The organism is Proteocatella sphenisci DSM 23131, from assembly GCF_000423525.1.
Classification (GTDB): Bacteria; Bacillota; Clostridia; order Peptostreptococcales; family Filifactoraceae; genus Proteocatella; species Proteocatella sphenisci.
In genome coordinates this window covers 38,171-52,558 of record NZ_AUID01000020.1, presented here as the reverse complement: position 1 = coordinate 52,558, position 14,388 = coordinate 38,171, and the positions used below count along the sequence as shown (strand labels likewise).

At 36.1% G+C, this 14,388-nt stretch carries 11 protein-coding genes and 1 other annotated feature; of the genes, 3 read left to right on the top strand and 8 right to left on the bottom strand.

Annotated features, from left to right (window positions below; genetic code table 11):
- Positions 1–340 precede the first annotated feature (340 nt).
- Positions 341–1,747 carry a sigma-54 interaction domain-containing protein gene (locus G558_RS0108600; RefSeq protein WP_028829818.1) on the bottom strand — a complete coding sequence of 469 codons (1,407 nt, stop codon included), beginning with the start codon at positions 1,745–1,747 and terminating at the stop codon, positions 341–343.
- Between the two features lie 230 nt (positions 1,748–1,977).
- Between G558_RS0108600 and rocF the strand changes: the two genes are divergently transcribed.
- The 3 genes from rocF (at position 1,978) to nrdG (ending at position 5,892) form a co-directional block, all read left to right on the top strand.
- A complete protein-coding gene (gene rocF / locus G558_RS0108595; protein WP_028829817.1) occupies positions 1,978–2,889 on the top strand; it encodes an arginase in 912 nt (303 codons plus the stop codon).
- Positions 2,890–3,055: 166 nt separating this feature from the next.
- Positions 3,056–5,395: an anaerobic ribonucleoside triphosphate reductase gene (locus G558_RS0108590; protein ID WP_028829816.1), complete on the top strand. Its 2,340-nt coding sequence runs from the start codon at positions 3,056–3,058 to the stop codon at positions 5,393–5,395.
- On the top strand, positions 5,392–5,892 hold the full coding sequence (nrdG, locus tag G558_RS0108585; RefSeq protein WP_036931829.1) for an anaerobic ribonucleoside-triphosphate reductase activating protein: 501 nt from the start codon (positions 5,392–5,394) through the stop codon (positions 5,890–5,892). Before G558_RS0108590 ends, nrdG begins: the two co-directional genes overlap by 4 nt.
- A gap of 75 nt (positions 5,893–5,967) precedes the next feature.
- Here nrdG and G558_RS0108580 read toward each other — a convergent pair whose 3' ends face one another.
- The 7 genes from G558_RS0108580 to phoU all read right to left on the bottom strand — a co-directional run bounded on the left by G558_RS0108580 (position 5,968) and on the right by phoU (position 14,373).
- On the bottom strand, positions 5,968–6,369 hold the full coding sequence (locus G558_RS0108580) for a zinc-ribbon domain-containing protein (protein ID WP_028829814.1): 402 nt from the start codon (positions 6,367–6,369) through the stop codon (positions 5,968–5,970).
- 90 nt (positions 6,370–6,459) lie between these two features.
- Entirely contained in the window at positions 6,460–8,841 is a 2,382-nt protein-coding gene (gene pheT / locus G558_RS0108575; protein ID WP_028829813.1) for a phenylalanine--tRNA ligase subunit beta, read from the bottom strand.
- 14 nt (positions 8,842–8,855) lie between these two features.
- Entirely contained in the window at positions 8,856–9,875 is a 1,020-nt protein-coding gene (gene pheS, locus G558_RS0108570) for a phenylalanine--tRNA ligase subunit alpha (RefSeq protein ID WP_028829812.1), read from the bottom strand.
- Between the two features lie 19 nt (positions 9,876–9,894).
- Entirely contained in the window at positions 9,895–10,080 is a 186-nt protein-coding gene (locus tag G558_RS0108565) for a 4-oxalocrotonate tautomerase (protein ID WP_028829811.1), read from the bottom strand.
- 65 nt (positions 10,081–10,145) lie between these two features.
- A complete protein-coding gene (locus G558_RS0108560; protein WP_028829810.1) occupies positions 10,146–12,794 on the bottom strand; it encodes a valine--tRNA ligase in 2,649 nt (882 codons plus the stop codon).
- Positions 12,795–12,836: 42 nt separating this feature from the next.
- Positions 12,837–13,050 (bottom strand) — a binding site (T-box leader).
- Between the two features lie 82 nt (positions 13,051–13,132).
- On the bottom strand, positions 13,133–13,621 hold the full coding sequence (locus tag G558_RS0108555) for a prolyl-tRNA synthetase associated domain-containing protein (RefSeq protein ID WP_028829809.1): 489 nt from the start codon (positions 13,619–13,621) through the stop codon (positions 13,133–13,135).
- A gap of 98 nt (positions 13,622–13,719) precedes the next feature.
- Entirely contained in the window at positions 13,720–14,373 is a 654-nt protein-coding gene (gene phoU / locus G558_RS0108550) for a phosphate signaling complex protein PhoU (protein ID WP_028829808.1), read from the bottom strand.
- Positions 14,374–14,388 lie beyond the last annotated feature (15 nt).

The window sequence follows — 14,388 nt, the reverse complement described above, 5'->3', positions numbered from 1 at the left end:
TGCAAATAACATAATAGGGTTATAGCCTTTTCTTCCCTTGTTTGAGTATCTAGCCAGTAAGCTAGAAAAATCGAAATCCTCCAATACATTTATTAGGGTATAGACTGGATCGTCAGCAGGTAAACCTATTGTGTAAAGATTAAAATTAATAACCTGTTGTCCTTTTTCAAAAAATTGGTTATAATATTGTTTCATGGGTAGTTATATTATAAAATATAACGGGAAAAGATGGCAATATATTTTGTCATTTTTTTTTGCTTTTTTTTGCATTAAAAAAAGCGAACTAGTCGCTTTTTTCTTTGGGGGCTATTTCCCGACAGCCCCTTTGTTTTATTAAACATTAATCAATTATACATAATTTTTCCATCTTGTAATTAAGTGTCTGCCTCGTAAGATTTAGTTTCCTGGCCGCCTCAGCCTTACTTTTACTATTATTTAGGGCTTCTTTAATCAGGCTTTTTTCAAAACTTTTCACCAATTCATCATATCCATATTCTATTTTATTATCAGAATTAATATCATCATTAATAGTCATTTTTGTCCTTATATTTTTAGGTTTTACTGTCTTTTTTGATAAAATATAATCAGGAACATCTTCTATTGTTATCAATTCCGATTCCGTCAGATTAAATGCACTTTCAATTATGTTTCTAAGTTCTCTTACGTTTCCTCGCCATTCGTGATCTTGAAATATTTTTTCTACTTTTTGATCAATCCCTTTTAGATTCATATTCATGGCATTATTGTAAAAATCAATGTAATAATCTGTTAACAACTTTATGTCGTTTTTTCTTTCTCTAAGTTCATTAAGTTTAAGTGATACAATATTAAGCCTGTAAAACAAATCATCCCTTAGCCGGTTGCCCAATATAGATTCAAACGGATCTTCGTTTATAGCTGCTATGATTCTTATGTCCGTCTTTATGTTCTTATGTCCACCTATCCTCCTTATGCTTCTTTCTTCAATAGCTTTAAGAATCTTGCTCTGAAGCGATATTTCCATAGAATTTATCTCATCAAGAAAAATAGTCCCTCCGTCAGCCAGTTCAAAAAGCCCTTTGTTAGTTATCGCCCCTGTAAAGCTTCCTTTTTCAGTCCCAAAAAGAGTACTTTCGAGCAAATTCGCAGGTATGGCGGCACAATTTTGAGATATAAAAGGCTTATCTGATCTGTTGCTTGCATAATGAATGGACTGAGCCACAATCTCTTTTCCAGTCCCAGTTTTACCCTGTATCAGCACATATGAATCAGTTTTAGCAATTTTTTTGATTTTTTTCTTTATCTCAAGCATATAGGGATCCTGAGTTATCAGGCTGTCTATTGTATAATTATTCCTCCCTTCACTCTTTACTCCCTTATCTTCATCTACTATCATTATAAATTCTTTGCTGAAGTTTGAATCCACAACTTTCATAGCTACTGCTACCCCTACTATTTCCTTATCTTTATATATCGGATAAGAACTGCTGTAGCCTTTTACCTTGTCACCTTTATAAGTTATGAGATCTTCTTTGAAGAGTATCATTGGTTTTCCCGTTCTTAAAACCTGGTAAACCTCGCTGTTTTTTTCATTAGACGTCTTAAACACATCAAAAATATGTTTTCCTGTTATCTCATCTGCTGTAAAGCTATACATATCCGGTATAAATATCTCACAATATCTTATTATCCCATTTTTATCAACAATAGATATCTCATCAAAAAAATTTTTAACTGCAAATATAGATGATATTGCCTTGTCAAACATAGAATCACTCCTTTTCCTTATTATATCAAAATATTTACAATTTCGCTTATTTTATTTACAAATAGACAATATTTTTTTTACAAAACTTTAAAAAACAATTTTCCATCCAGTGTAATAGTTGAAAAATAAAGCTTCTTGTTTTGGCACACTTCTTGCATATTTATTATAATAAAGAATTATAATTTTATTTTATATTAAATATTTTTTATTTAGATTGATTCGGAGGATTTATGAGACCAGAAATAAATAACAACCTTTCTATAATAGGTGTACCCATTGACCTTGGAGCTGGAACAAGAGGCGGCAATCTAGGCCCAGATGCTGTAAGATACGCAGGACTTCAAAAAAGGCTCGAAAATATAGGATACAATGTAGAAGACAAGGGAGATATTCCAGTAAATCGAAGAGAAGCCGTAACTGTTGAAGGATCTAACCTTAAAAATCTTAATGTCGTAGCAGATGTTAATGAAAAATTATGCACACAAGTATCTAAGGTCATGGACGAGGGGAGATTTCCACTAGTCATAGGAGGAGATCACTGCATTGCAATTGGAACTATATCCGGGGTTTTGCAGCACAAGAAAAATCTTGGTATCATATGGTTTGATGCTCACGGCGATATTAACACTGCTGAAACAAGCCCATCAGGCAACATACATGGGATGCCTGTAGCCGTTTTACTTGGAATGGGTCATGAATCCCTTACTTCAATAGGCGGAAAAGAAAGTGTAATAAATAAAGATAATTTTGTATATATTGGTTCAAGAGATCTTGATTCAGGCGAAAGAAAAGCAATGAAAGAGCTTGGAATTAAAGTATTTACGATGTATGAAATTGATGACATGGGAATCAAAAAAGTTATGGAAGAGGCTATAAAGATTGCCGGCGATGGAACAGACGGCATTCACGTTAGCTTTGACCTTGATGTGCTAGATCCCGAGGTAGCTCCTGGTACAGGAACTACAGTACCTGGTGGTATGGGCTACAGAGAAGCTCATTACGCACTTGAACTTATCGCAAAATCAGAAAAACTGGTAAGCGCAGAATTTGTTGAAGTAAACCCACTACTTGACCACGTAAATAAAACTGCAAAAGCTGCAGTCGCACTTGCCGGTTCACTTCTTGGAGAATGGTTGATTTAATAATAAAAATATGACTCTGACCAAAAGAAAATTCTTTATAAGAATTTTTTTTTGGTTTTTTTATTTTAATTAGTAATAAATATGTTGATCATTTTCAACATACGGTATATAATCTTAATTATCGAGAAGCATTACCACTATATATTGTATAGAAAGGGATAGGATTATGTTCCAGAAAATTATAAAAAGAGATGGAAGAACAGTAGAATTTAATATCGAAAGAATCGCCACAGCCATATATAAGTCGGCCAAGGCCGTAGGAGGACAAGATTACCACACATCTATGGAGCTTTCAAAAGACGTTGTCTCCTACCTTAGCAAAAAAGATATAAAGCTTCCCAGTGTAGAAGAAATACAAGATGCTGTAGAAAAAACCCTTATTGAAACTGGACATGCAAAAACTGCAAAAGAATACATACTCTATAGAGCAGAGCGAACCAGAATAAGAGAGAAAAATACACACCTTATGAAAATCTACGAAGGACTCACATTTAAGGATTCCAGTGAAAATGATACAAAAAGAGAAAATGCCAATATAGATGGCGATACCGCAATGGGTACCATGCTTAAATATGGGTCAGAAGGCGCCAAGCAGTTTTATACTACGCATGTACTTAACCGGTCTCATTCCAATGCTCACGAAAACGGCGATATTCATATACATGATCTGGATTTTTTGACACTTACTACCACCTGCTGTCAGATAGATTTGGAAAAATTATTTGCAAAGGGATTTTCTACAGGCCACGGTTTTCTTAGAGAGCCTAACGACATATCAAGTTACTCTGCACTCACATGCATTGCTATACAGTCTAACCAAAATGACCAGCACGGGGGTCAGAGTATCCCAAATTTTGATTATGCCCTTTCAAAGGGAGTAAGCAAAACATACGCAAGACTTTACCGACAAAACCTGGAAAAAGCAATTATGCTGCTGTGTGAGTTTGATGATGCCGAGATCTTTGTCAAAAATATGATGTCTGATATAAAAAATAAATTTAATCTTGTACCTGAACTTTCTGCAGATAGTGCCTATCAGGATAAAGAAGCCGAATTCCTTAAAGAAAATTTCGGAACCGTAAATGCATTAAAGATACAGGATTTTGTTCTAAAAAAAGCACTTGCAGAAACTGACAGAGCTTGTTATCAGGCCATGGAATCACTTGTTCACAATCTAAACACCATGCACAGCAGAGCGGGTGCCCAAATTCCTTTCAGTTCAATCAACTACGGAATGGATACGTCAAGCGAGGGAAGAATGATAATTAAAAACATACTCCTTGCAACTGAAAAAGGCCTCGGCAATGAAGAAACACCTATATTCCCAATACACATATTCAAGGTGAAGGAAGGCATTAATTACAACTCCTCAGATCCCAACTACGACCTTTTCAAACTTGCATGCAGAGTCAGTGCTAAAAGACTGTTTCCAAATTTTTCATTTATTGATGCTTCGTTTAATGCAAGCTTTTACAAAGGAACCCCTGAAACCGAAGTAGCATACATGGGGTGCCGAACAAGAGTAATGGCAAATAAATATGATCCTTCAAGAGAAATTGTAAGCGGACGGGGAAATCTTAGCTTTACATCTGTAAATCTTCCGAGAATTGCTATAAAGAACGAGCGAAATATAGAAGATTTTTTTTATGAACTTGATATAAAAACCGAGCTTGTAATAGATCAGCTCCTCGAAAGATTCGAAATACAGTGCAATAAAAAATCAAAGAACTTTCCTTTCCTGATGGGTCAAGGCATCTGGCTGGACAGCGATAAACTAAAGCCCGAAGATTCCATAAGAGAGGTTATTAGACACGGCACCCTTACGGTAGGATTTATTGGTCTGGCAGAGGCTCTCAAAGCACTTACTGGATCTCATCATGGAGAATCTGCAGATGCTCAGGAACTTGGCCTGAAAATAATTAGCCGCATGAGAGAAAAAACAGACGAAGCAGCAAAAAGATATAAACTTAATTTTTCACTTATAGCTACTCCTGCCGAAGGTCTTTCAGGAAGATTTGTCAGGATGGACAGAAAAAAATATGGAGAAATACCAGGAGTAACAGACAGGGAATACTATACAAATTCATTCCACATTCCTGTACATTACAACATAACAGCCTTTGATAAAATAAGACTTGAGGCCCCTTATCATGAACTCACAAACGGTGGCCATATAACTTATGTAGAGATGAATGGAGATCCTTCCAATAATCTTGAAGCTTTTGAATCGGTTATAAAAGCCATGAAAGAAGCTGGAATAGGTTATGGCTCTATAAATCATCCTGTCGATAGAGACCCCGAGTGCGGCTATACCGGTGTAATCGGCGAAGTGTGTCCTAAGTGCAAGAGAAGCGAATCTGCTGATATTCCATTTGAAAGAATCAGAAGAATTACTGGTTACCTTGTAGGTACTGTTAATCGATTCAATGATGCAAAAAAAGCCGAAGAAAGCCAGAGAGTAAAACATATGGATGCATCATCAGAAAGAAAAATGGAGATATTATGAAAATCGCAGGCATAATAAGAGAATCCATAGTCAACGGTCCAGGGATAAGGTTTGTTGTCTTTGGTCAGGGATGTCCTCACAAATGTCACGGATGCCACAATCCACAAACTCATGATTTTGAAGGTGGATTCGTTATTGATTCGGCTGAAATAATGACTGAAATAGAGAAAAATCCTCTCCTTAGTGGGGTTACGTTTTCAGGTGGCGAACCCTTTTGTCAGGCTGGTGAATTTGCAGATCTGGCTGCTGAAATAAAATCAAGGGATTTAAATATTATGACATACACCGGCTATACATTTGAAGAAATCCATGAAATTTCAAAAACCGATATAGACTATATGAGACTTTTGGTATTTACAGATATACTTGTAGATGGGCCCTATGTGGAGAGCAAAAAAGACCTGACACTTAAATTCAGAGGTTCTTTAAATCAGAGGATCATAGACGTTCATGAATCCAATAAAAATCACACCATAGTAGAGTTCGGTTCTGAATAGGAATTTCAAAAGTCAGGACTGATTATATCAATCAGCCCTGACTTTTTTTGATATTTATTATCTTTAAAAAACTTGTTAAAGCTTGGCTCCACATTCTCCACAAAATTTTGTTTCTTCAGTATTAGCCGCCCCACATGCAGGGCATACAACTCCTTTAGCTTCTGCCGACGATTCTGATGGTGCTGCAGGTGATTCTGACGGATCCACTTCATCCTTAAGCTTTTGAATGTCGTTCATTATTCCGGCTATTACGCCTTTACTGTTTTTAATATTTTCACATACTTCTGCTAATTCAGGAGAAAGCACTTCGCCCGCTTCAAACTTATTCCAGATTATTTCTCCGATTTTTTTCTGGTATTCGAGTATGTTGCGATTTTCCTCTCCTACCTTTGTATTAAGTCGTGTAACCTCCATTGCTTCGGTAGCTTTTTCGGTGACATTTCTTGCCATCTTATTGACTTTGTCAAATATTGACATGCAAATCCCCTCCCGTTATGTTACATATAAAACATCTATAAATTCCATCTATTTTATACCCGTAAACATGAGACGTAAATCATATTTGCTTTATCTAAGATTTGCGTTACATTCAATTTCCAGCTGAAGAAGTATTTTTTCTATTACAGGATTAATTTCTTCATCAGTCAGTGTTCTGTCAGCAGCTCTAAATTTCAATGAATATGCCACAGATTTTTTATCGCTTCCTATCTGAGCTCCTTCAAAGATATCAAAGAGCTTCACTTCTTCAAGCAGCTTCTTGCCATTTTTTCTGATGACCTTTTCAATTTCATTTACATACACGTCTTTATCGACAACAAGTGCTATATCTCTTAACACCGTTGGGTATTTAGGTATCTGACTATATATTATCTCTGTATTGGATACAGATTTTACCTCATCAACGAATATCTCAAAAAGATAAATTCTCTTTTTGATACCATAATTTTCCAGTACTGCTGGATGAATTTCTCCTATAACAGCTATATTCTTGCCATCTGCTACAACATTTGCGCATCTGCCCGGATGGAAAACTCTGTTTGTTTTTTCAGGTACATATTCATATTCTTTCAAGCCAAGCCCCTTCAGTATTCCTTCAAGCCTTGCCTTCATAATGAAAAATTCTTCTGCTTTTCCATAAGCTGCTGCTACCATGGCCTTTGCTTCTTCAGGCAGTTTATCTTCTTCTGACATAAAGAATGTATTTCCATATTCAAATGCTGCAAATTCATCATTTTTTCTTGAGGTATTTGTGTACATTACATCCAGCATCTCTGGGATAAGACTTGTTCTCATAACAGAGGTCTCTTCTCCAAGAGGATTGAGAAGCTTAAGGAAATTATGATATTTCATATCTGTAATGTTAGATTTTTCAAGTCCTTTTGGGCTCACGAAAGAGTATGTTGAAACCTCAGTAAGTCCATTATTCATAGCAAGGGATTTTAAAATATCTTCAAACTGTCTGTCTTTGCTTTTTCTTGCCTGAGTAACTTCTGCGTATATAGGTTTTGATTCTATATTATTGTAACCGTATATCCTTGCCACTTCTTCTACAATATCATCTGCTATTGCCATGTCCAGTCTGTAATGAGGAACTGTTACTTTTATATTGTCCCCTTCCACTAAACATTCAAAATTAAGACTTTGGAGTATATCAGTTATATCTGATATACTTAACTCGGTTCCCATAAGCCCATTTATATTTGAAAAAGTAGTTTGGATAATTGCAGGTACAAATTCCGTTTTCATTGTATCTACTATGCCGCTGCAAACAGATCCGTATCCTAATTCTTCAATAAGCTGACATGCTCTGTCAAGTGCAAGATTTGGCCTTAATATATCTATGCCTTTTTCATATTTAGAAGATGCCTCAGATCTCAGGCCCAGTCTTCTAGATGTAAGTCTTATGCTGTCAGCATCAAAAAGTGCACTCTCAATAACTATATTTTTTGTATTTGCATCTATCTCTGTATTGAATCCACCCATAACTCCGGCTATGCCTATTGGCTGTTTTCCATCTGTTATAAGAAGCATATCTGTATCCAGGGTTCTTTGTATAGCATCCAGAGTTGTCAGTTTTTCGCCTTCATGAGCTCTTCTTACAAGAATTTTACCCGACTGTATTTTTTCTGCATCAAATGCATGAAGTGGCTGACCGTATTCAATCATAACATAGTTAGTGATGTCTACAATGTTGTTTATAGGTCTCATGCCATATTCTATAAGCCTTCTTTGCATCCAATATGGAGAAGGACATATCTTTATATCTCTTATCTCACGAAGCATGTATCTTGGGCAAAGACATTCATCTTCAACATCTACAGATATTCTCACGTCTGCATCCGTCTCAGCCTTAACCTCTGGCACAGGTATATTTGCCTTTATTCCCAGAGTTGCCGCGGCTTCGTATGCAATTCCCATCATAGACTGGCAGTCAGGTCTGTTTGCAGTCAGCTCAAATTCAACAATTGCATCATTAAGCAGAAGTACTTCTCTTATGTCTTTACCTGTTTCTACCTCATGAAGAAGAAGTATCCCATCTTTTGATTTTTCATCTATATACTTTGAATCTATGTTGAGTTCTTCGTTGGAACAGAGCATTCCATTTGAAGCAACTCCTCTAAGTTTTCCATTTTTTATTTTTATTCCGCCAGGCAGCTTTGATCCATGAAGCGCTACAGGTACATAGTCTCCTACTGATACATTCTTTGCTCCTGTAACAATCTGTAAAAGTTCTTCTTTCCCGATGTCTATCTGAGTAACTATGAGCTTTTCTGCGTCTGGATGTTCTTCTATTGAAACAATTTTACCCGTAACTACATTCTCTATCTCTTCTCCAAGAAATTCTATTGCCTCAGACTTTGTGCCTGACATAGTCATCATATCAGCAAAAGTCTTGACGTCCTTATTTATATCCACATAATCTCTAAGCCATTTTAATGATACTTTCAATTTTGCACCTCCAATTAAAATTGTGACAAGAATCTGCTGTCATTTTCATAAAGCAGTCTGATATCTTCTATTCCATACTTGAGCATTGCTATTCTTTCTACTCCCATTCCAAAAGCAAAGCCTGTGTATTTTTTTGAATCTATGCCACAGTTTTCAAGAACATTAGGGTGCACCATTCCAGCTCCCAGAATTTCTATCCAGCCTTCTCCCTTGCATATGCTGCAGCCTTTTCCGTTACATTTAAAGCACGTAACATCAACTTCTGCGCTAGGCTCTGTAAAAGGGAAGTTATGGGGTCTGAATTTAGTCTTTATATCGTCTCCAAAAAACATCGATACAAACGTCTCAAGAGTAGATTTAAGGTTTGCAAGTGTTATGTTTTCTGCCACAACAAGGCCTTCTATCTGGTGAAACATAGGCGAATGGGTAGCATCTGGAGTATCATATCTGAAACATCTTCCAGGCGAAATCATTCTTATAGGGGGCTTATCTCTCATCATAGTTCTTGCCTGAACTGTTGAGGTCTGAGTTCTAAGCAAAAGATCCTCTGTAAAATAAAAAGTATCGCTCATTTCTCTTGATGGATGATATTTTGGCGCATTGAGCCTGTCAAAGTTGTTTGCCACAGTATCAACCTCAGGACCCTCTTCTATAGAGAATCCCATGGACATGAATATCTTCTCAATTTCAGATATAACAAGTGTTATAGGATGCATTTTCCCGACAAATCTTACATCTACAGGTATTGTTACATCTATTGATTCTTTTTCTAGTTTTTCATTAAGGAGTATTTCCTTAAATTCTATTTTTTTGTTTTCAATAAAATTCTCAATCTCAGTTCTCACTTCGTTTGCTACTTTTCCCATTTCAGGTCTTATGTCAGATGGTAGTTTCCCCATCTCTTTCATGAGGTTAGCCAGTTCATTTTTCTTTCCCAGAAAATTAATTCTAATTTCCTCAACTCTGTCAAGGCTTCCTGCTTCCTTAAGCTGGTCTATTGCAGCTTTTCTAAGGTTTTCTAATCTTTCTTTCAATTCTTTCACCTCTCAGATATTATTTGTCACATTGTAAAACGCCCGCATGCGCGTAGTTTTCCTTTTCCATTTCTCTTATTATTATGCTCACCGCTTCAGCAGGACAGTTTGTTGTCTCACATATTGCTGCAGTTACCTTTTCGATCATAGCTCTTTTTTGTTCTACTGTTCTTCCTTTTAAAAGCTCTACCTGTACTATTGGCATTTTAAAATACTCCTTTAATCATATCTTTCATTTAAATTAAAATTGTTAACACTAATTAAATTTTATTATTTTTTCTTAAGCTGCATAATTCTCTCGTTAACTGAAGCTAGCATTTCTTCGTGTTTTTCTTTCTTCGCTGTCTCTTCATCAACTAGGCTCTGTGGTGCTTTTGCAAGGAAGCCTTGATTGTTAAGTTTTCCTATTGCTCTTTTTATTTCACCTTCTTGCTTTGATTTTTCTTTTTCTAGTCTCTCTATCTCTTTTTCAAAATCTATAAGTTCAGCAAGAGGAAGGAAAAGTTTTGCTCCATCCATAACGATACTTACTGCGTCTTCAGGAATCGATGCTTCGTTTATAAATTCCACATCCGAAGCTGAAGCCAGGGTCTTGATATATATCTTTGCCACTTGTATGGCTTCTCTTACTTCTCCATCAGAAACTACCATAACAGTAGCTTTTTTAGATGGAGGCACGTTCATTTCAGATCTTGAGTTTCTTATCAATCTAACGGCTTCCATTACTATTTCCATCTGATGCTCTTCTTTTTCGTAATTTTCATTTTCGTCATAATGTGGCCACTGGACTACAATTATTTTTTCTTCTTTTCCAAGATATGAGTATATTTCTTCTGTTATAAATGGCATGAAAGGATGAAGAAGTTTTAGAATTTTTTCAAGTACATATGTCAATGTATAAAGCGCCGCGTTTTTGGCCTCTTCATCATCACCATAAAGTCTTGGCTTAACCATCTCAATATACCAGTCACAAAACTGAGACCATGCAAAATCATAGATTTTTTCAGCAGCAAGGCCAAGCTCAAACTTGTCTATATTTTCCGTTACATCTCTGGCAACTTTGTTTGCCTTTGATATAATCCACTTGTCAGACAGCTCAAGGTTGTTCATAGCTCTTTCTTTTGAAATTTCTTTGTCTCCAAAGCTCTCAAGGTTCATGAATATAAATCTTGAAGCATTCCATATCTTATTTGCAAAATTTCTGGAAGCTTCTACTCTTTCTACATAAAATCTCATGTCGTTTCCTGGTGAATTCCCTGTAGCAAGTGTAAATCTCAGAGCATCTGCACCATATTCTTCAATTACTTCCAGAGGATCAATCCCGTTTCCAAGGGATTTACTCATTTTTCTTCCTTGTGAATCTCTTACAAGCCCATGAATAAGAACATGTTTAAAAGGAACTTCATCCATAGTGTAAAGGCCTGAAAAGACCATTCTTATTACCCAGAAGAATATAATATCATAACCTGTTACAAGTACGCTTGTAGGATAAAAATGTCTTAGCATCGCACTGTCTTCAGGCCAGTTTAAAGTACTAAATGGCCATAGCGCTGATGAAAACCATGTATCAAGGACATCTTCGTCTTGAACAAAATGTGAAGACTTGCACTTGGGACAAATTAATGGCATTTTTCTTGATACCACTATCTCGTCACACTCCTGGCAGTAATAAGCGGGTATTCTGTGTCCCCACCAAAGTTGTCTTGATATGCACCAGTCTCTGATATTATTCAACCAGTTGTAATATATCTTGTCAAATTTGTCTGGAATAAGTTCAAAATCTTTATTCTCAAGGGCGTCTATGGCAGGTCTGGCAAGGTTTTCCATTCTTACAAACCATTGCTTTGAGAGTCTTGGTTCTACTACAGTATTACATCTGTAGCAATGACCAACATTATGAACATGGTCCTTTATAGATGCCATAAGTCCGTCTTTTTCTAAATCTTCAATTATGGCTTTTCTACACTCTTCTCTTGTCATGCCTTCATATTTTCCAGCATTTTCATTCATCTTTCCAAGCTCATCCATAACTATAATTTGCTTTAGCATATGTCTTTGGCCAATTTCAAAGTCATTTGGATCATGCGCTGGAGTTATTTTTACCACACCTGTTCCAAATTCCATATCTACATAACTATCCGCTATAACTTCTATTTCACGGTTTACATATGGAACTATAAGGGTTTTCCCAATAAGATGACTGTATCTTTCATCATCTGGATTTACAGCCACTGCAGTATCTCCAAGTATCGTTTCTGGTCTTGTAGTAGCAACTTCAAGTTTTTCATCAGAATCCTTAACAGGGTAGTAGAAGTGGTAGAATTTGCCTTCTACTTCTCCATGGTCAACTTCTGCATCAGAAAGAGACGTTTTGCAGTCTATACACCAGTTTATGATTCGATTCCCTCTATAAATATTTCCATCTTCATATAACTTTACAAAAAATTCAGTTACAGACTTGTTGCAGCCCTCATCCATGGTAAAGCGCTCTTTTTCCCAGTCACATGAATCTCCAAGTTTTTTCATCTGGTCAACAATTCTTCCACCAAACTCCTCTTTCCACGCCCAGGCTCTTTTTAGGAATTCATCTCTTCCGAGTTCTTCTTTTGACTTGCCTTCTTGCTCTCTTATTCTCTCCACAACTTTAACTTCTGTTGCTATGGAAGCATGGTCAGTACCCGGTTGCCAAAGTGTATTATATCCGTCCATTCGCTTTTGCCTTATGAGAATATCTTGAAGAGTATGATCCAGAGCGTGACCCATATGGAGCTGTCCAGTTATGTTTGGTGGCGGAAGAACAATGCTGAAAGGTTCCTTCGTTGCATCAGGTTTTGCACTGAAATATTTTCCATCCTCCCACATCTTATAGATTCTGTCTTCAAAATCTTTAGGGCTATAAGTAGTTGATAAATTAGCCATTTCTACCTCCAATATTTTTTTGTATTAAAAATCCCCCATCCTTATAAGGACGAGGGATAAAATTCGCGGTACCACCTTAATTCCAGACAAAGTCCGGCACTTAAAATTCATTTAACGCTGAACAGGCGTCTGCACTACTTTGTTTCATACAGAAACTCCAAAGCTACATTGCAAGTTTCCAGTCAAGTGATTTTTCAGCCTTAGAATCACTTTCTCTGATACTTTTCCCCCGCAACCTCTTTTTCACAGTTATGATAAATATTCTTCTATTAGTGAACTATTATATCACGATTCTTTATATTTGTTAATAAAAATTTCAAATTTATTTCAAAAAATTATTATGCTTTAATATAAAAAACCTTATGTCCATCTTTTTTTACTAGTTTTAATATATCTTCAAAATCCATTATCAAAGTAGCCGAATTATCATTTGGGTGGATTCCAAGATTTTTTGCATCCTTAAGGTCTTTATCAAATACAAATTCAACCGTCTTTTCTGGGTTATTGATAACCGCAAGTGGTCCAACCTGTCCTGTTACAAGTTTAAGGTGAGTAGCAAGCCTCTCATCTGATCCAAAGCTCAGTCTTGTGCTTCCAATTTGCTTTGCTATATCTTGAATGTTGATTTGCTTGTCTTTTGGAAGCGTTACTACAAAGTGTCTCTTTCCTTTTGCATCTCTGAGAAAGAAGTTTTTGCATACATCGCATCTTTGCGTTATACCCGCGGCTTCCATATCTTCAATAGTATGAACAATTTCATGTTCTATTATTTCATACTTCAGTCCCATATCCTGAAGTGCCTTTAGTGTTAATTCCTTATTATCCATTTCTGCCTCCTGTTATGTAAACTATTTAACAGTATCAGTATAACAAATAAGGACTTGCTTGTCGACAATCAAATAACAAATTTGGTGAAATACCCATCTTAATTTATTTCAACTCTTTTTCCATCTACTATATATATTATCTTTTCACAGATGTTAGTAAGGTGGTCTCCCATCCTCTCAAGGTATCTTCCGACAAAGAGAAATCTTGTACCTTGTGAAATGTTACTTGCATTTTCATTCACCTTATGCAAAATCTCATTATAAATATTTTTATACAGCTCATCTACGAGTTCATCTTCACTTCCTACTCTGTAAGCAAGCTTTGAATTTTCTTCTATAAAGCTTTTTTTTGTATTTTTTATCATTTCCGAAATTATGTTCTTCATTTTAGGTATGTCCTTAAGAGGTTTTATATGCTGCTCGTCACCAATGAGAATTGCTTCTTTTGCAATATTTACAGAATAGTCTCCCATCCTCTCAAGATCATTTACTATGCTCAGTATTGAAAATAGTATCCTTAAATCTCTTGCAGCCGGTTGCTGAAGAGCAAGCAGATCTATACATCTTTCTTCAATATCATCTCTTTGCGCGTCAATTACATCGTCAAAATTTATTGCCCATCTGGCGGTTTCCATGTCCTGTTCAATAAGAGACATTACGCTCTTTTCCATTATTTCATCAACATCATCCATCATCTGGACAACCTGAGTTTTCAGTTCACACAAACTTAAATCAAAACCTTCTCTTACCATGACGATCTCCTTTAA